At 64.7% G+C, this 17,904-nt stretch carries 17 protein-coding genes, 4 tRNA genes and 1 pseudogene; 14 read left to right on the top strand and 8 right to left on the bottom strand.

Annotated elements, in window-relative coordinates; translation table 11 throughout:
• Positions 1-383: 383 nt before the first annotated feature.
• Complete coding sequence (locus E2K76_RS13440) at positions 384-1,445, bottom strand: Mrp/NBP35 family ATP-binding protein (RefSeq protein ID WP_136684868.1); 1,062 nt, start codon at positions 1,443-1,445, stop codon at positions 384-386.
• 260 nt (positions 1,446-1,705) lie between these two features.
• Here E2K76_RS13440 and E2K76_RS13435 point away from each other — a divergent pair, with 260 nt between their 5' ends.
• Positions 1,706-1,915: a DUF1127 domain-containing protein gene (locus tag E2K76_RS13435; RefSeq protein WP_136684867.1), complete on the top strand. Its 210-nt coding sequence runs from the start codon at positions 1,706-1,708 to the stop codon at positions 1,913-1,915.
• Positions 1,916-2,542: 627 nt separating this feature from the next.
• Here the strand turns inward: E2K76_RS13435 and E2K76_RS13430 are convergent.
• Positions 2,543-4,885: an ATP-dependent helicase gene (locus tag E2K76_RS13430; protein ID WP_136684866.1), complete on the bottom strand. Its 2,343-nt coding sequence runs from the start codon at positions 4,883-4,885 to the stop codon at positions 2,543-2,545.
• A gap of 148 nt (positions 4,886-5,033) precedes the next feature.
• Between E2K76_RS13430 and E2K76_RS13425 the strand changes: the two genes are divergently transcribed.
• The 7 genes from E2K76_RS13425 (at position 5,034) to hisH (ending at position 10,559) form a co-directional block, all read left to right on the top strand.
• On the top strand, positions 5,034-8,483 hold the full coding sequence (locus E2K76_RS13425) for a pyruvate carboxylase (protein WP_136684865.1): 3,450 nt from the start codon (positions 5,034-5,036) through the stop codon (positions 8,481-8,483).
• 179 nt (positions 8,484-8,662) lie between these two features.
• Positions 8,663-8,863 (top strand): hypothetical protein, encoded by a 201-nt coding sequence (locus E2K76_RS13420; protein ID WP_136684864.1) that lies wholly within the window; start codon positions 8,663-8,665, stop codon positions 8,861-8,863.
• Between the two features lie 163 nt (positions 8,864-9,026).
• Positions 9,027-9,101, top strand: a tRNA-Gly gene (locus E2K76_RS13415).
• A gap of 14 nt (positions 9,102-9,115) precedes the next feature.
• Positions 9,116-9,190: transfer RNA gene (locus E2K76_RS13410), tRNA-Gly, on the top strand.
• Between the two features lie 14 nt (positions 9,191-9,204).
• Positions 9,205-9,279 (top strand) — tRNA-Gly (locus E2K76_RS13405).
• Positions 9,280-9,345: 66 nt separating this feature from the next.
• Positions 9,346-9,930, top strand: a complete 585-nt coding sequence (gene hisB / locus E2K76_RS13400) for an imidazoleglycerol-phosphate dehydratase HisB (protein ID WP_136684863.1) — start codon at positions 9,346-9,348, stop codon at positions 9,928-9,930.
• The gene (gene hisH, locus E2K76_RS13395) at positions 9,930-10,559 is read left to right on the top strand and encodes an imidazole glycerol phosphate synthase subunit HisH (protein ID WP_136684862.1); all 630 of its coding nucleotides are present in this window, start codon (positions 9,930-9,932) and stop codon (positions 10,557-10,559) included. The genes hisB and hisH overlap by 1 nt, the downstream gene beginning before the upstream one ends.
• Here hisH and E2K76_RS13390 read toward each other — a convergent pair.
• Positions 10,556-10,936, bottom strand: a complete 381-nt coding sequence (locus E2K76_RS13390) for a DUF2147 domain-containing protein (RefSeq protein WP_246032964.1) — start codon at positions 10,934-10,936, stop codon at positions 10,556-10,558. The two genes, hisH and E2K76_RS13390, sit on opposite strands and share 4 nt — an antisense overlap.
• A 110-nt stretch (positions 10,937-11,046) precedes the next feature.
• Here E2K76_RS13390 and hisA point away from each other — a divergent pair, with 110 nt between their 5' ends.
• From hisA to E2K76_RS13375, 3 genes are read left to right on the top strand one after another with little or no spacing between them, the layout of a single operon-like run.
• Positions 11,047-11,766 carry a 1-(5-phosphoribosyl)-5-[(5-phosphoribosylamino)methylideneamino]imidazole-4-carboxamide isomerase gene (gene hisA / locus E2K76_RS13385; RefSeq protein WP_136684860.1) on the top strand — a complete coding sequence of 240 codons (720 nt, stop codon included), beginning with the start codon at positions 11,047-11,049 and terminating at the stop codon, positions 11,764-11,766.
• Entirely contained in the window at positions 11,760-12,518 is a 759-nt protein-coding gene (gene hisF, locus E2K76_RS13380) for an imidazole glycerol phosphate synthase subunit HisF (RefSeq protein ID WP_136684859.1), read from the top strand. The genes hisA and hisF overlap by 7 nt, the downstream gene beginning before the upstream one ends.
• Positions 12,515-12,823 (top strand): phosphoribosyl-ATP diphosphatase, encoded by a 309-nt coding sequence (locus tag E2K76_RS13375; RefSeq protein WP_136684858.1) that lies wholly within the window; start codon positions 12,515-12,517, stop codon positions 12,821-12,823. Before hisF ends, E2K76_RS13375 begins: the two co-directional genes overlap by 4 nt.
• Here E2K76_RS13375 and E2K76_RS13370 read toward each other — a convergent pair.
• A complete protein-coding gene (locus E2K76_RS13370; protein ID WP_136684857.1) occupies positions 12,813-13,226 on the bottom strand; it encodes a CoA-binding protein in 414 nt (137 codons plus the stop codon). The two genes, E2K76_RS13375 and E2K76_RS13370, sit on opposite strands and share 11 nt — an antisense overlap.
• A gap of 237 nt (positions 13,227-13,463) precedes the next feature.
• Entirely contained in the window at positions 13,464-14,246 is a 783-nt protein-coding gene (gene rlmB, locus E2K76_RS13365) for a 23S rRNA (guanosine(2251)-2'-O)-methyltransferase RlmB (protein WP_136684856.1), read from the bottom strand.
• Positions 14,247-14,355: 109 nt separating this feature from the next.
• On the opposite strand from rlmB, the gene E2K76_RS13360 reads away from it, so the two are divergent.
• A tRNA-Tyr gene (locus E2K76_RS13360) sits at positions 14,356-14,439 on the top strand.
• 63 nt (positions 14,440-14,502) lie between these two features.
• Here the strand turns inward: E2K76_RS13360 and E2K76_RS13355 are convergent.
• The gene (locus tag E2K76_RS13355; RefSeq protein ID WP_136684956.1) at positions 14,503-14,952 is read right to left on the bottom strand and encodes an Hsp20 family protein; all 450 of its coding nucleotides are present in this window, start codon (positions 14,950-14,952) and stop codon (positions 14,503-14,505) included.
• A gap of 394 nt (positions 14,953-15,346) precedes the next feature.
• Here E2K76_RS13355 and E2K76_RS13350 point away from each other — a divergent pair.
• Positions 15,347-16,129, top strand: a pseudogene (locus tag E2K76_RS13350) (IS5 family transposase).
• A 194-nt stretch (positions 16,130-16,323) separates the two neighbouring features.
• A complete protein-coding gene (locus E2K76_RS13345) occupies positions 16,324-16,620 on the top strand; it encodes a hypothetical protein (RefSeq protein ID WP_136684855.1) in 297 nt (98 codons plus the stop codon).
• Positions 16,621-16,646: 26 nt separating this feature from the next.
• Here E2K76_RS13345 and E2K76_RS13340 read toward each other — a convergent pair whose 3' ends face one another.
• Together E2K76_RS13340 and E2K76_RS13335 are read right to left on the bottom strand one after the other, a co-directional pair.
• A complete protein-coding gene (locus E2K76_RS13340) occupies positions 16,647-16,832 on the bottom strand; it encodes a tautomerase family protein (RefSeq protein ID WP_136684955.1) in 186 nt (61 codons plus the stop codon).
• The gene (locus E2K76_RS13335; protein ID WP_136684854.1) at positions 16,832-17,869 is read right to left on the bottom strand and encodes a trans-3-hydroxy-L-proline dehydratase; all 1,038 of its coding nucleotides are present in this window, start codon (positions 17,867-17,869) and stop codon (positions 16,832-16,834) included. Before E2K76_RS13335 ends, E2K76_RS13340 begins: the two co-directional genes overlap by 1 nt.
• Positions 17,870-17,904: the final 35 nt, after the last annotated feature.

The raw sequence follows: 17,904 nt of genomic DNA, 5'->3' as shown, positions 1-17,904 counted from the left end.
TTCGGGGTCTTTGTCGCCCCTGTTCAACTGCCGCCCTCGTCGTCGTGAGGTAGGAATGACATGGGATTGACTGGGACGCAAAGGAAAAAGTTGGGATGGATTTGGAACATTCCGGGACCATGGCAGTCTATCGGCAGGAATCCCCCGTCGAGCTCCAAGGGGTGAAACAAGATGTGGTTGTATTTTGTGGTTCCACACCCAATTTGTGGTGCTGTGGCAAGTTTCCCACTTTCGCCCAATTTCGGCAGGATCAGGGCGAGAAACTATCGCTAAAATTGTATGCACCTCGGATCACGCCCCGTTTGGTCGTGATCCCGCCATCGTGATTCGAGCGTGTGGTGGTGGTTTCCCAGATTTTCCCGACCGTCCCACCCGATCCCGGATCAGGCCATACCGCCCTTCACCAGACGATCGGCAAGGCGGGCATAGGCGTCCGCGATCGGCCCCTCGCCCGCCGCGATGGGGGCACCGGAGTCACCCGCGATCCGCACGGAAAGGTCCAGTGGCAGCTCGCCAAGGAACGGGATGCCATGCGCCTGCGCCTCGGCCGCCACGCCACCATGACCGAAGATATGCGCCTCATGCCCGCAGTTGGGACAGACATAGGAGGACATGTTCTCGATCAGCCCCAGCACCGGCGTCTTCAGCCGGCTGAACATATCCAGCGCCTTGCGCGCATCCAGCAGCGCGACGTCCTGCGGCGTGGACACCACGATCGCCCCCGTCAGATGCGTGCGCTGGCACAGGGTCATCGCCACATCGCCCGTGCCCGGCGGCAGGTCCACGATCAGCACGTCCAACTCGCCCCAGGCCACCTGGCCCAGCATCTGTTGCAGGGCGCCCATTAGCATCGGACCGCGCCAGACGATGGCTTCCTCCTCCTTCACCATCAGGCCGATGGACATGATGGTCACGCCATGCGCCTGCAGCGGGATGATCGTCTTGCCATCGGGCGAGGCCGGACGCTTCGACACGCCCATCATGCGCGGTTGCGACGGACCATATATATCCGCATCCAGAAGCCCGACACGGCGCCCCTGCCGGGCCAGGGCCACGGCAAGGTTCGAAGCGACGGTGGACTTGCCCACCCCGCCCTTGCCCGAACCCACGGCGATGATGCGGTCCACCCCACTGACCTTCTGCGGTCCCTGCTGCGGCGTGGGATGCCCGCCGATCTTCAGACTGGGCGCCTTCTTCGCCGGACCATGCGCCGTCAGAACGACCGAGACGTCGGTGACGCCGGGCACCGCCCGCAGCGCCACCTCTGCCGCCTTGACCACCGGCTCCATCGCGCGCGCTTCCTCCGCCGATGACGTCTCGACCACGAAACGGACCTGCCCGCCATCGACCACCAGCGCGCGCACAAGATCGCGCGACGTCAGGGTTCCGCCGGGAACCGCGATTCCCGACAGGGCGGCAAGAACGGATTCGCGCGTCACGGACATGGCTGGCTCCCTTACTGTCTTGCGCTCAACTTGTGCAGAACTGCGCCAGACGCAAGGGGAGAGGGCCAGACCGTCCTCATACCGCCCAAGTTTCCGGCAAACCTGCCCGCCACGGATCACCGCCGTGGACAGCCATGCGGATGCTGCATGGCGGAATTGACCAAGCGCGGGATTGTGCAGACGCAGCAAAACACGCATCTTGGCTTCAACAGAGCGGGACCGGATGGACGGACCGCGATACGGATGAAAGAGGCGCCCAGATGGCACAGGCAATTACCCGCGGCAACGAACTGCAACTCGACGGCTTCGCAGCCATCGTTCGTTCGATCAAGGCCGCAATCGAACGCCGCCGGGTCTTCAACCAGACCGTCGCTGAACTGAACCTGCTGACGGTGCGCGAACTGGGCGATCTTGGCATCACCCGCTCGTCGATCCGCAGCGTGGCACGCGAAGCCGCCTACGGCAACTGATTTCCTGCAAGGCCCCTCCTCCTCCCTGGGCCTTTCAGAAAAAGCGACGATGTCCTCCTCCTCCCTGACGTCGTCGCACCCTATATGAGGCAAAAGCCTCGACCGATGTTTGGACGGCCCCTCCTCCTCCCTGGGCCGATCGGACCCGCGGCGACCCCCTCCTCCTACCTGGGGTCGCCGCAACAGATAGAACGCTGCGATGGCCCTCCTCCTCCCTGGCCATCATAGTCCAGGCGACGCTCCCTCCTCCTCCCTGGAGCGTCGCCGAAAAATACGGGAACTTCGGTTCCTGCACGGTCTGCGGTTCCCCTCCTCCTCCCTGGGAACCGTCGATGCGGCGGCCCCTCCTCCTCCCTGGGCTTGCCGCAACCCTCTTCGGTCTCCTACCTCCTCCCAGGGGACCGCGGACTGAAGCATCGCCCCTCCTCCTCCCTGGGCGGTGTTTCGTAGCAACGACGGCCCCTCCTCCTCCCTGGGCCGGACGTTCGGAACGGCGGCACCCCTCCTCCTCCCTGGGTGCCGCCGTTTTCCATTTCAGCGTCAATGCATGCAGCAAAACTCCCCATGGGGAGTTTTTCCGTTTGGCGGTTTTGGATAAGGGCGGCAGCTACGCGAAGAAGGCGACGATCAGAACGGCACGTCATCCGCAGCAGCTGCAGAGACAACGAAGCTCGCCACGATCTTCTTCGTCCCGGCCTTGTCGAAGGCGACGTCCAGCTTGTCGCCTTCGACCCCCTGCACAGTGCCATAGCCGAACTTCTGACTGAACACCCGGTCGCCTTCGCTGAAGGGCGATACCGCCTTCAGGTCGATCACGATGCCCCCGCCCTCGCGCGGTTGGTTCACCGACCGCGTCGCAGCCCGGTCCTGCATCCGCTTCCATCCCGGCGAGTTGTAGACGTCGGCGCCGGCCACCCGATGCTCCATCGCACCCGAAGCCGCACCGTATCCGCCGCCATACAGCCCCGGCGGGGTCAGCACTTCGACATGCGTTTCGGGCAATTCGTCGATGAACCGCGACGGCAGCGCCGATTGCCACTGGCCATAGACCCGCCGATTCGCCGCAAAGGAAATCGTGCAAAGCTCCTCGGCGCGGGTGATGCCGACATAGGCCAGCCGCCGCTCCTCCTCCAGCCCCTTCAATCCCGACTCGTCCATGGATCGCTGCGACGGGAACAGCCCGTCTTCCCATCCCGGCAGGAACACCGCCGGAAATTCCAGCCCCTTGGCCGCGTGCAGCGTCATGATGCTGACCTTCTCGCCCGCCTCGCCGCTTTCGTTTTCCATGATCAGCGCAACATGTTCGAGGAATCCTTGCAGGTTCTCGAACTGCTCCAGCGCCTTGATCAGTTCCTTCAGGTTCTCGAGCCGCCCCGGCGCTTCGGGCGTCTTGTCGTTCTGCCACATGGCGGTATAGCCGGATTCGTCCAGGATCGTCTCCGCCAGCCGGACGTGGTCATCCCCCGACAGCACCGCACCGTGCCAGCGCCCGACCCCTTCGACGAATTGCCGAAGCTGCCCCGTGCCCTTGCCACCGATTCCGCCCTGCGCCAGCAAAGCCTGCGCACCTTGCAAAAGCCCCACGCCGGCATCTCGCGCCGCGCGCTGGATCGATTGCTGCGCCTTGTCGCCAAGGCCGCGCTTGGGCGTGTTCACCACCCGCTCGAACGCCAGATCGTCGTCGGGCGACACGGCCAGCCGGAAATAGGCCATCGCGTCGCGGATCTCCAACCGCTCATAGAATCGCGGCCCGCCAATCACGCGATAGGGCAAGCCGATGGTCAGGAATCGATCCTCGAACGCGCGCATCTGGTGCGAGGCGCGGACCAGAATCGCCATTCGGTCCAGCCCGATCGGCTCCATCCCCCGTGCGCCGCGGGACAACGATTCGATCTCGTCGCCGATCCAGCGGGCCTCCTCCTCGCCGTCCCAATGGCCGATCAGGCGCACCTTCTCGCCGCCCGTCGCATCGGTCCAAAGCGTCTTGCCCAGCCGTCCCGCATTCGCCGCGATCACCCCCGATGCAGCGGCAAGGATATGTTCGGTCGAACGGTAGTTCTGTTCCAGCCGGATCACCTTCGCGCCCGGAAAGTCCTTTTCGAACCGCAGGATGTTGCCCACCTCGGCCCCGCGCCAGCCATAGATCGACTGGTCGTCGTCGCCCACGCAGCAGATGTTCTTTCTCGCCTGCGCCAGCAGCCGCAGCCACAGATATTGCGCCGCGTTGGTGTCCTGATATTCGTCCACGAGGATATAGGGCAGCCACCGCTGATACTGGTCCAGCACGTCCGGCCATGTCTGGAAAATCATCAGCACATGCAGCAGCAGATCGCCGAAATCGACGGCGTTCAACTCCTTCAGCCGGTCCTGATACTGCTCGTAAATCTCGGTCCCGCGGTGATTGAAGGCCGCGGCTTCGGATGACGGCACATGGCGCGGCGTCCATGCGCGGTTCTTCCAGCCGTCGATGATTCCCGCCATCATCCGCGCGGGCCAGCGTTTCTCGTCGATATTGGCGGCGACGATCAGTTGCTTCAAAAGCCGGATCTGGTCGTCCGTGTCCAGAATCGTGAAGTTCGATTTCAGCCCGACCAGTTCCGCATGACGGCGCAGGATCTTCACGCTGATCGAATGGAAGGTGCCCATCCACGGCAGCGCCTCGATGCCGCCCAGCATCCTACCCACGCGGTCCTTCATCTCTCGCGCGGCCTTGTTGGTGAAGGTCACGGCCAGAATCTCGTTCGGGCGCGCCTTGCCGGTCTGCAAAAGATGCACGATTCGCGCCGTCAGCGCCTTGGTCTTGCCCGTTCCCGCCCCGGCCAGCATCAGCACCGGGCCATCCAGCGTCTCTACTGCCGCGCGCTGCGCCGGGTTCAGATCGTCCATATAGGGCATCGGCCGCGCGGCCATGGCGCGCTGGCTCAGCGGAACTGCGGCCTCGAAGGCGTCATCTTCATCGAAACGGTTCATCCCGCCAATCTAGTCGCCTTCGGCGGCTTTGAAAAGCGTTCGCTTAATGTTCTGTCGCGATCCTGCGGCTGCAATGTCGCGATTTAATTTGCGCTGCAATGCGGCATCGCTAGTGTCAGAAATATGTCAGCACGGCGAGGAGGCCATGATGTCCGTTTTCCAGAAGATTCTTATTGCCAACCGTGGCGAGATCGCGATCCGCGTGTTGCGTGCGGCGAACGAGATGGGGAAGCGGACGGTCGCGGTCTATGCCGAGGAAGACAAGCTGAGCCTTCACCGTTTCAAGGCGGACGAGGCGTATCGCATCGGCGAGGGGCTTAGCCCGGTCGGCGCCTATCTGAGCATCCCCGAGATCATCCGTGTGGCGAAGATGTCGGGCGCGGATGCGATCCATCCGGGCTATGGCCTTCTGTCCGAGAACCCCGATTTCGTCGAGGCTTGCACGGCGGCGGGGATCGCCTTCATCGGCCCGAAGGCGGCGACGATGCGGGCCCTGGGCGACAAGGCCTCGGCGCGGAAGGTGGCGGTGGAGGCTGGCGTTCCGGTGATACCCGCGACGGGCGTACTGGATGACGACTGGGACGCGATCAAGCGCGAGGCGGCCGAGATCGGCTATCCGCTGATGCTGAAGGCCAGCTGGGGTGGCGGCGGGCGCGGGATGCGTCCGGTGAACTCGGAAGCCGAACTGGTGGAGAAGGTGCGCGAGGGGCGGCGCGAGGCCGAGGCCGCCTTCGGCAACGGCGAGGGGTATCTGGAAAAGATGATCCTGCGCGCCCGGCATGTGGAGGTGCAGATCCTTGGCGACAGCCACGGCGACATCTATCACCTGTATGAACGCGACTGCACCGTCCAGCGCCGCAACCAGAAGGTCGTCGAGCGTGCTCCTGCGCCCTATCTGACCGCCGAACAACGGGCCGAGGTTTGCGAGTTGGGCCGCCGCATCTGTGCCCATGTCGGCTATGAATGCGCCGGCACGGTCGAGTTCCTGATGGATATGGACAGCGGGGCCTTCTACTTCATCGAGGTGAACCCGCGCGTTCAGGTCGAACACACCGTCACCGAGGAAGTGACCGGCATCGACATCGTGCAGGCGCAGATCCTGATCGCCGAAGGCGCGACGCTGGCCGAGGCGACCGGCGCGGCCTCGCAGCAGGACATCACCCTGTCGGGCCATGCGGTGCAGTGCCGCGTCACGACCGAGGACCCGCAGAACAACTTCATCCCGGACTATGGCCGCATCACCGCCTATCGCAGCGCCACCGGCAACGGCATCCGGCTGGACGGCGGCACCGCCTATGCCGGGTCGGTCGTCACGCGCCACTACGATTCGCTGCTGGTCAAGGTCACCGCATGGGCCCAGACGCCCGAGGCCGCCATCGCCCGCATGGACCGCGCATTGCGCGAGTTCCGCATCCGCGGCGTGTCCACCAACATCGACTTCGTCATCAACCTGCTGAAGCACCCGACCTTCCTGTCGAACGAATACACGACCAAGTTCATCGACACGACGCCGGACCTGTTCCAGTTCGAACGGCGGCAGGACCGCGCGACCAAGATCCTGACCTATATCGCCGACATCACCGTGAACGGGCATCCGGAAACCGCGGGCCGCGCGCGCCCGGCGCAGGCGAAAGCCCCCCGCCCGCCCGCGCCGCATGGCAGCCCGCAACCCGGCACCCGCACCTTGCTGGAGGCCGAAGGGCCGAAGGCGGTGGCCGATTGGATGCTGGCACAAAAGCGGCTGCTGATCACCGACACCACCATGCGCGACGGGCACCAGTCGCTGCTGGCGACCCGGATGCGGTCGGTCGACATGATCGCCGCCGCCCCGGCCTATGCCGCGAACATGGGCGGGCTTTTGTCGGTCGAATGCTGGGGCGGCGCGACCTTCGACGTCGCCTACCGTTTCCTGCAGGAATGCCCGTGGCAACGCCTGCGCGACATCCGCGCGCGCCTGCCGAACGTGATGACGCAGATGCTGCTGCGCGCCTCGAACGGGGTGGGCTACACCAACTACCCGGACAACGTGGTGCAAAGCTTCGTGGCGCAGGCCGCAGGCTCGGGCGTCGATCTGTTCCGCGTGTTCGACAGCCTGAACTGGGTTCCGAACATGCGCGTCGCCATGGATGCGGTGATCGAGGCGGGCAAGGTCTGCGAGGGCACGCTGTGCTATACCGGCGACATTCTGGACCCGAAGCGGGCGAAATATGACCTGAACTATTACGTCGCGCTGGCCCGCGATCTGCAGGATGCGGGCGCGCATGTGCTGGGCGTGAAGGACATGGCGGGGGTGCTGAAGCCCGCCGCCGCCCGCGTGCTGATCCGTGCGCTGAAGGAGGAAGTGGGCCTGCCGATCCACTTCCACACCCATGACACCGGCGGGCTTGGCGGCGCGACAATCCTTGCCGCGGCCGAGGCCGGGGTGGACGCGGTCGATGCGGCGATGGACGCCTTTTCCGGCGGCACGTCCCAGCCCTGCCTCGGCTCCATCGTCGAGGCGCTGCGCGGCACCGAGCGCGACACCGGGCTGGACGGAACCGCGATCCGCGAGATCTCGGATTACTGGGGCGCGGTGCGCGGGCAATATGCGGCATTCGAAAGCGGCCTCGCCTCGCCCGCGTCCGAAGTCTGGCTGCACGAGATGCCGGGGGGCCAGTTCACCAACCTCAAGGCGCAGGCGCGGTCTTTGGGGCTGGAGGATCGCTGGCACGAGGTCGCCCAGACCTATGCCGACGTGAACCAGATGTTCGGCGATATCGTCAAGGTCACGCCCTCGTCCAAGGTCGTTGGTGACATGGCGCTGATGATGGTCGCGCAGAACCTGACCCGCGCGCAGGTCGAGGACCCGGGCGTCGATGTCAGCTTCCCCGACTCGGTGGTGGACATGCTGAAGGGCAACCTTGGCCAACCCCATGGCGGCTGGCCCGCGCCGATCCTGCAAAAGGTGCTGAAGGGCGAAACCCCACAGGCCGACCGCCCCGGCGCGCATCTGCCGCCGGTGGATCTGGAGGCGATGCGCGCGCAACTGGTCGCGGATCTGTCCACCGATGAAGACCCCGCCCAGATCGACGACGAGGATCTGAACGGCTACCTGATGTATCCCAAGGTCTTCACCGACTACTTCCAGCGCCACCGCACCTATGGCCCCGTCCGCACCCTGCCGACGCGCACCTTCTTCTATGGCATGGAACCGGGCGAGGAGATCGAGGCCGAGATCGACCCCGGCAAGACGCTGGAAATCCGCCTCGCCACCGTGGGTGAGACCAGCGACGAAGGCGAGGTCCGCGTCTTCTTCGAATTGAACGGCCAGCCCCGCACCATCCGCATCCCCAACCGTGCGGTGAAGGCCAAGACCGCCGCCCGCGCCAAGGCGGATGCGGGCAACGCGAACCATATCGGCGCGCCCATGCCCGGATCGGTCGCCTCGGTCGCAGTCACCCCCGGCGCGAAGGTCAACGCGGGCGATCTGCTGCTGACCATCGAAGCCATGAAGATGGAAACCGCGATCCACGCCGACCGGGCCGCAACCGTGAAAGCCGTCCACGTCACCCAGGGCGCACAGATCGACGCAAAGGACCTGCTGGTCGAGCTGGAGTAGTTTTTCCGACCGTTTTGCTTTCATTCCCGAGCGTTTCACTCTGCACCCAATAGCAAAGTGAAACACTCAACTATATGTAATCATTCACTTTTTTCTTGCGACGACGGAAATCTTGTTTTAGAAAGATTCCAAGGAAGGCGACTCGCCCTCTACCGCTCAACGCAAGAAGGAAGACAAAGATGACCAAGGGAAGCACCTGCTCCGCCTGCGCCTTCTATGAAGATCACGCAGCAAACTCCGCCGCCCAACTGGCCGATGCGGGTCTCTGCCGCTTCAACCCGCCCGTGACCCAGCCCGAAGCCGACGCGCGTGGCCTGTGGCCGGTCGTGACGTCGAAAGACTGGTGCGGCCACTTCTCGACCCAATTCGCGGCCGAGTGATATTTCCAAGCCAGGCAGCCACAAGCTACCCAGCCAGGAACCCGAAGGGCGGTGCAGCGATGCGCCGCCCTTTTCGCATCCCGCGTCACGAATTTTTCGTGATCCTGATTTTTGCCCTTGCGCCCCGCAGCGCCGCCCGATAAATCCGCCGCATCCAGACGGTGCGGGCGTAGCTCAGGGGTAGAGCATAACCTTGCCAAGGTTAGGGTCGGGCGTTCGAATCGCCTCGCCCGCTCCATCTGGATTTGGAGTGCGGGCGTAGCTCAGGGGTAGAGCATAACCTTGCCAAGGTTAGGGTCGGGCGTTCGAATCGCCTCGCCCGCTCCATCTGGATTTGGAGTGCGGGCGTAGCTCAGGGGTAGAGCATAACCTTGCCAAGGTTAGGGTCGGGCGTTCGCATCGCCTCGCCCGCTCCAACAAAAACAGGACATTGCAGGACCTTCGGACCACGCCTATAAGGCGCGGAACAGAAGGATTTTGCGATGCGCAAGGCTGACATCACCCGCAAGACGGCAGAGACCGACATCTCGCTGAACCTCGATCTGGACGGCACCGGCGTCTATGACGTGAAGACGGGCGTCGGCTTCTTCGACCACATGCTGGACCAGCTTTCGCGCCATTCGCTGATCGACCTGACGCTGCGGGCCTCGGGCGATACGCATATTGACGATCACCACACGGTCGAGGATTGCGGCATCGCCATCGGTCAGGCGCTGACCCGTGCGTTGGGCGACAAGAAGGGCATCCGCCGTTACGGCAGCTTCCACCTTGCGATGGATGACGCGCTGGTGCGGACCGCGCTGGACCTTTCGGCGCGGCCCTTCCTGATCTGGAACGTGCCCTTCCCGACGCAGAAGATCGGCAGCTTCGACACCGAACTGGTGCGCGAATTCTTTCAGGCGCTGTCCACGCATGGAGGGATCACCCTGCATGTGGACCTGATCCACGGCGTCAACAGCCACCACATCGCCGAAGCCGCGTTCAAATCCGTCGCCCGCGCGCTGCGCGAAGCGGTGGAGCCGGACCCGCGCAGCACGGGCCTGCCCTCGACCAAGGGGATGCTGTGATGCTGACGGTTCTGGTCGATTACGACAGCGGCAACCTGCATTCGGCGGAAAAGGCGTTCCAGAAGATGGCGGCGGAGGTCGGGGGCGAGGTGATCGTCACCGACAAGCCCGAGGATGTCGCCCGCGCCGACCGTATCGTGCTGCCGGGCGACGGGGCCTTTCCCGCCTGCCGCCGTGCACTGGGCGCCCATGGCGGGCTGTTCGAGGCGATCGAGGAGGCGGTGGTCCGCAACGCCCGCCCCTTCCTCGGCATCTGCGTCGGGATGCAGATGATGGCCACATGGGGCCGCGAATACGAAGATGTGCACGGCTTCGACTGGGTCGGCGGCGAGGTGGTGCGCATCGACGCGGGCGATCTGAAAGTGCCGCATATGGGCTGGAACGATCTGGTCATCGACAATCCGCATCCGGTGCTGGAGGGCGTCGCGACGGGCGATCACGCCTATTTCGTCCACAGCTATCACTTCCGCGTCGCCGACCCGGCGCAGCGTCTGGCCCATGTCGATTACGGGACCGAGATCACCGCGATCATCGGGCGGGACAACATGGTCGGTGCCCAGTTCCACCCCGAGAAAAGCCAGGCGACCGGGCTGCGCATCATCCGCAACTTCCTGACCTGGCGGCCCTAATCCACGCGCCGCCAGACGCCCCCGCTGCGGCAGACCATCAGGATGCAGCCCGACACGTCCAGACTGTCGCCCGAAAGCGTCAGCTTGCCGTTATAGGTCTTGTCGCGGTCGGGGGCCCAGACCTTGCCGCCCTCATAAAGCCCGCCGCCCGCGGGCTGCATGTCCCAGATGATCGCGCGCCCGGTATGCTGCGAGGAAATCTCGTTTCCCTGCGGATCGAAGGACCGCACCAGCGTGCCGCACAGCCCGCCGTCGCAGGGCGCGATCCGGACGTAGCCGGAATTGCCGTTGTCGTCCTTTTGCGTCTGCCACGTGCCCTCGATCGGGTCGGCCAGTGCGGGCGTCGCCGCCAGAAGCGCAATCATCAGGTATCGCATAGGGGCCTCCATTTTGCGCATCCAGCCATGCGGCGCGGGCCGGAGCAAGCGTGACGTTGCGCCCCTGCTCCTTGCGCGCTAGGAAACATCCAAACCACAGGAGCCGCGCAATGATCCTCTATCCCGCCATCGACCTGAAGGACGGCAAATGCGTGCGCCTCTTGCGCGGCGAGATGGAGGCGGCGACCGTCTTCGGCGACAATCCGGCGGCGCAGGCGGCCAAGTTCGTCGATGCGGGCTGCGAATGGGTGCATCTGGTGGACCTGAACGGTGCCTTCGCGGGTCAGCCCGTGAATGGCGACGCGGTCGAGGCGATCCTTGCCCGCGTAAACGTCCCCTGCCAGCTTGGCGGCGGCATCCGCGACATGGCGACCATCGCCCGCTGGATCGAAAAGGGTCTGGCCCGCGTGATCCTTGGCACGGTTGCTGTCGAAAACCCCGCGCTGGTGCGCGAGGCGGCGCTGAACTTCCCCGGCAAGATCGCGGTCGGCATCGACGCCCGCAAGGGCCGCGTCGCGACCAAGGGCTGGGCCGAGGAAACCGACGTGATGGTCACCGACCTTGCGCGTTCGTTCGAGGATGCGGGCGTCGCCGCGATCATCTATACCGACATCGACCGCGACGGCGCGATGGGCGGCCCGAACATCGAAGCGACCGAGGCGCTGGCCCGTGCCGTGTCGATCCCGGTCATCGCCTCGGGCGGCGTGTCGTCGATGGCCGATCTGACCGCGCTGCGCGATACCGGCGTCATCGCGGGCGCAATTTCGGGCCGCGCGCTTTACGATGGTGCGATCGATCTGGCCGAAGCCCTGAAGGCGCTGAAATGCTGAAGACCCGCATCATCCCCTGCCTCGATGTCGCCGATGGCCGCGTGGTCAAAGGCGTCAATTTCGTGGACCTGATCGACGCGGGCGACCCGGTGGAGGCTGCCCGCGCCTATGACGCGGCGGGTGCGGACGAGCTGTGCTTCCTCGACATCCATGCCACGCATGAAAACCGCGGCACGATGTTCGATCTGGTGACGCGGACGGCCGAACAGTGCTTCATGCCGCTGACGGTGGGTGGCGGGGTCCGCACGCCCGACGATGTGCGGGCGCTGCTGCTGGCGGGGGCGGACAAGGTCTCGTTCAACTCGGCCGCCGTGGCCGATCCGGACGTGGTCGCGCGGTCGGCGGACCGTTTCGGCAGTCAGTGCATCGTCGTCGCCATCGATGCAAAGACGGTCGAGCCGGGCCGGTGGGAGATCTTCACCCACGGGGGCCGCAAGCCCACCGGCATCGACGCGGTCGAATTTGCCCGCACCGTGGCGGCCAAGGGTGCGGGGGAAATCCTGCTGACCTCGATGGACCGCGACGGCACGCGGGCGGGGTTCAACATCCCCCTGACCCGCGCGATCTCGGACGCGGTCGGCATCCCGGTCATCGCCTCGGGCGGGGTCGGCACGCTGGACCATCTGGTCGAGGGCGTGACCGAGGGCGGCGCGTCGGCGGTGCTGGCTGCGTCGATCTTCCACTTCGGCACCTATACCATCGCCGAGGCGAAGGCCCATATGGCCGCCGCCGGAATCGCGGTGCGGCCATGAGCGCGCTGGAGCGGCTGGCCGCCACCATCGCGACCCGCAAAGGCGCGGACCCCGACACATCATGGACGGCAAAGCTGCTGGCCAAGGGCCCGGAAAAATGCGCCGAGAAGTTCGGCGAGGAAGCCGTCGAGGCGATCATCGAGGCGGTCAAGGGCGACCCCGCGCGCCTCACGTCCGAGGCTGCCGATGTGCTCTACCACCTCTTGGTGATGCTCGCCGCCCGCGACGTGACCCTGGCCGATGTGCTGGCCGAACTGGAACGGCGCGAGGGCACGTCCGGGATTGCCGAGAAAGCTAGCCGATAAGGCGCGGATATTCGATGGCGGGGCAGCGGTCCTCGATCACCGTGATCCCGTGGCTTTCGGCCAACGCCCGCGCTTCGGGGTTGCGGATGCCAAGCTGCATCCAGACCGTCTTCAGCCCCGGCAGCTTCACGGCCTGTTCCACCACGGGTGGCACGTCCTCGGACCGCCGGAAGATGTCCACCATATCCACCTGAACGGGCAACGAGGCCAGATCGGCCGCCACCGTCTCGCCCAAGGCCTGCGTTCCCGCATGGCCCGGATTGACCGGGATCACGCGGTAACCCTTCGACACCAGATAGGCCGCGACCTGATGGCTGGCGCGCGAGGGGTTCGGCGACCATCCGACAAGGGCGATGGTCCGGTTCGTCTGAAGGATGTCGCGGATGGTGCTGTCGACGGTCATGCTGGCTCCCAGAAAAAAGCGCCCGTCCTTGGGGAACGGGCGCTAAGTTACGGAACGAGGGACAGTGAAGTCAGGGAATGGGGGTTCCGTCCCCATCCTGATCATCAACATAATACGCCTATGGCGCATTGAAACCCCTGTTCGCGATTCTGTGAATTTTCGGGTGACGATTGAAACAAGAAGTCAACACAGGTCCCCGCGCCACACCAGGAACTGTGGCGAAAAGGACACGTAAATTCAACCCCGGGTCGCCGCCGCATAAAGCGCCACCGCTGCTGCGTTCGATACGTTCAGCGATCCGAACGCGCCACCGAACGGAATCCGCACCAGATGGTCGCAAGTCTCGCGCGTCTTTTCGCGCAGCCCCGGCCCTTCGGCGCCCAGCACCAGCGCCACCGGACGCCCCTCGGTTTTCGACAAGGCCGTGCCGATCTGCGTTTCCGCCTCGCCGTCCAGCCCCAGCAGAACGTAACCCATCGCGCGAAGTTCCTCCATCGCGTCGGACAGATTCGTGACCCGCAGATAGGGCTGACGTTCCAGCGCGCCCGAGGCGGTCTTCGCCAGCGCGCCAGTTTCCGGCGCGGAGTGGCGATGCGGCGCGATCACCGCCCGTGCGCCGAACACTTCGGCCGAACGCAGCACCGCGCCGACGTTGTGCGGGTCCGTCACCCGGTCCAGCAGAACGACCAGCGGCAGCCCCTCGCCCCCGGCGCAGACATCGGCAAGGCTGCCCCATTCCAGCGGCTTCACCTCCAGCGCGGCACCCTGATGCACCGATTCCGGGTCGATCGGCACGTCGAACTTGCGCGGATCGACGATTTCCGGCTGCAGCCCGCCCGCCGGGATCGCATCGGCCAGACGGTCGGCGGCGTTCTTCGTCAGCACCAGCCGCAACTTCTTGCGCGACGGATTCAGCAAGGCATCCCGCACCGCATGGATGCCGAACAGCCAGACCGTTTCCGCCGCCGAGGCGCGGCGCGCGCGTTCCTTGTCGATCACCCAGGAAGGCTTCTTGCTCATAACAGTCTCCATTCGCAGGGGGCGGACAATCGCGCGTCGCACATCTTTCCGCAAGCGGAACTTTCCTGCTTGACGCCCCCCGGCACCTTGGGTATTCCCCGCCCCCAGTGGGCGACGTGCTGCAAGGTGCGGCAGCGGACTGTAACTCCGCCGAGGCGACTCGTGCCTGGTTCGATTCCAGGGTCGCCCACCATCTTCCTGATAATGCAGGAACCTTCGTGAAAAGGGCGCGCCTTTACGGCGCGCCCTTTCCCGTTCAGGCCGTGGCTTCCAGCGCCTTGGGCGCGGATGCGATCTCGATCCGCCGCGGCTTCAGCGCCTCGGGCATCTCGCGCACCAGATCCAGATGCAGCATCCCATGTTCATGGGTGGCACCCGTTACGCGAACATGATCGGCCAGCGCGAAGCGGCGCTCGAACGCGCGGGTGGCGATTCCGCGGTGCAGATAGCGGCGTTCGGTCTTGTCCTCGGCCTTGCGGGCGGACACGTGCAAAGCGCCTTCCTTCACCTCGACGCTCAGTTCCTCGGGGGTGAACCCGGCAACGGCGATCGAGATGCGATAGGCATTCTCGTCGGTCTTTTCGATGTTGTAGGGGGGATAGCTGGGCTGAGCCACGTCTGCGGTCATAACCCGGTCCATCAGATCGGCAATCCGGTCGAAACCGACGGTTGCACGGTAAAGCGGTGCGAAGTCATAGCTGCGCATGTCATCCTCCGAAAGCGATGTCATTCGCCCTTCCCGCAAGGGGCAAGGGCCTGAGTTGTGCTTCGGCCCGTCATGGCACCGAAGCAAGTCCGATATGGGAAAAGCCCGATACCGTTTCAAGGCGCCGACGCGGTCACCCTGCCGCGCGAAGGGCCCCTTGGCACGCGGCGCGCCAGCCAATCGTGTATTACAGCGAAGCTTCGGCGCGCCTTCGGGATAGCTTGCACGGCTCGTGGTCGAGCGCTTGCGCCCGCAGAGTTCGTCATGCCGAAACATCAGGGCCAGCCTCAAAACAGACGTGCTCCATACGCGGCTGGTCTGCGGTGAAAAGAGAAGCGAGCGGCTAGGCTCAGGACCCATTCATCGGCGTGCGGCTTCACTGCCGGCGTGATACATGCGCTCCAACTATAGGAGGGTGTGGGTAAGCAATCTTCTCGGGTTGAGCGACGAGCGGATGGCGCGACTCGAGCCATTCTTTCCGAAGAGCCATGGCCGCCCACGGGTTGATGCCGTCGTGTTCTGAGCGGGATAGTCTCCATCAACCGTAATGGGTCACGCTGGCGCGATCCACCGAAGAAATACGGACCACCCAAAACACTTGACAACCGCTGGAAGCGTTTGGAGCGAAATGGGGGTATTCGCCCGAATAGTCGAGAGACTGGCAACCGATGCGGTGGAGCCGGCCACGATCATGATCGATGCGACCTACCTGAAAGCGCACCGCACGGCCTCAAGCCTGCGAAGTAGAAATGGGGATGCGGGCGCCTGATTGGTCGAAACAAGGGCGGGATGAAAACCCAAGCTGCATGCTGTGACCGACACATCCGGTCGCCGATCCGGTTCTTCATGTCTGCGGGTCAGGTCAGCGACTACACCGGCGCGGCGGCTCCTCTGGGTGACCTGCCCGCCGCAAAGTGGCTCCTCGCTGATCGGAGTTACGATGCCGACTTGTTCCGGGAACCCTGCAGGACGAGGGGATAAGAGCTTGCATCCCTGGTCGCAAGGCGCGAAAGGTCCCCGTCAAATACGACAAGCGTCATACAAACGACGTAACCGGATCGAGATCACGTTCGGGCACCTGAAGGACTGGTGACGCGTCGCGACCCGCTACGACAGATGCCCGACGGTCTTCCTATCCGCCGTCGCCTGGGCCGCCACCGTGCTCGTCTGGCTATGAGCCCTGAGCCTAGCGGCTTGGCGCATGTGAGCGAGTTCGACGACCCGGGCGAATGGCTCGGCGAAGTAAGCCGCCCCGGTCCGCGGGCGGCTGGTCGTCATCCCCGAGTCGGAAGCTTCATGTTCAGCCCCAGCGTCGAAGACATGCGAGAGTTGTGTCAGTTCCGCCGGGGGCTGGGGCCCTAGGCAGCAAAGTTGAGCTATCGCTATGCGAAAGAGCTTGCGCTCGTGGATATAGAACGTGCCCATGCCCGGCGCGACCAAGCCGGATTTGCCCGTGCCGACACGCTGTCCACGACAGCCGTGGTCAAAAATGCGGCAACCGTCAATCGCGCCCCCCCGATCACGATCAACCAGCACCGCACGCTGGCAATGCTGCTCCAGTCGGGCGATCTTGCGCAGGTCGAGGTGGTGTCGATGGAATACCTCGACGATGCCGAGGAGGCATTCCTAAACATTCTGATCCGCGATCCCTCGCTGCACTCGGCCTGATCTGCGCGGGAACGACCGACCCGCCGTCAGGTCTTTCGCATGCTCTTTCCCGCAACGAACCAGTTGGCCGGGCTGACATCCACGAAGACGACGGTCGTCGCGTCGGGCGGTGTGCCGGCGATTTCGGTGAACGCCTCCGTCACCGCCTGCGCGAGCCTGTCCTTCACCTCGTCGCTGCGACCTTCCAGCAGTTCGATCTTTACGATTGGCATCATCTTTCCTTCTTCATGGGCCATGTGTCCGCGATCCGGTATCCGCCGGGCCAGGGATCGCTGGGGTCGAGCATGTGCTGATGCGTGCCGGTAACCCAGGCGCGGCCGCTGATCTGCGGGATGATCGCGGGGCTTCCGCCCACGGTTGTCTCCTCCATGATCTCGCCGTGGAACTCCGACCCGATGATCGATATGCCGGTAAAGCGGTCGCCGACGCGCATCTGCCCCTTGGCATGAAGCAGCGCCATGCGGGCGGATACCGCCGTGCCGGTCGGCGAGCGATCCAATTTACCCGGCTGGATCGACACGACCGACTTTGCCGAAAACCCGTTCTCGATCCGGTTCAGCGCACCTGCGAACAGGCAGAAGGAATGGTGTTTCCAATCGGGGCGGTCGGGATGCAGGAAGGCCAGCTGCTCGTTCGCGGCGTCGGTGATCCGGACGCCCAGAACGGCAAGGTCGCGCGCCTCGTCCGTGCGAAGGGCAAGGTTCAGCGCGGGCGCATCGACGACCACGAAACTGTCGCCGCCATAGGCCGTATCGATGGTGATCGTCCCCAGCCCCTCCACCTCCAGCGGCACGCCAAGCTTGCTGGCGAAGGACGGCACGTTGCGCACCGTGATGCGCTGCGCCTTGCCGCCCGAGCAGTCGGCACGCACGCGCACCAGCCCGCCGGGCGCTTCAAGCACCATCTCCGTCACCGGCTCGGTCATCGGGATGATGCCGGTGTCCAGCAGAACGGTCGAGACGCAGATCGAGTTCGAGCCCGACATGGGCGGCGTATCCTCGGGCTCCATGATGATCCACGCGGCCTGCGCCTCGGGATGCTTGGGCGGAACCAGAAGGTTGACGTGCCGGAAGACGCCGCCGCGGGGTTCGTTCAACACGAAATTCCGCAGCGTCTCGTCCTGCTCGATCCAGCGGCGCTGGTCCCAGACCGTATCGCCAGGCGGTGGGGCAACGCCCCCGACGATGACATCCCCCACCTCGCCCTCGGCGTGGCAGGAGACGACGTGGATGACCTTTGTCGTTCGCATAGCGATCCCTCGATGTTGCGCGCCGTCAGTAAACC

It is taken from the genome of Falsirhodobacter xinxiangensis (assembly GCF_004959935.1).
In the GTDB taxonomy this organism is placed as follows: Bacteria; Pseudomonadota; Alphaproteobacteria; order Rhodobacterales; family Rhodobacteraceae; genus Falsirhodobacter; species Falsirhodobacter xinxiangensis.
The sequence above is the reverse complement of the archived record's forward strand: the minus strand, read 5'-3'. Positions and strand labels throughout refer to the sequence as shown.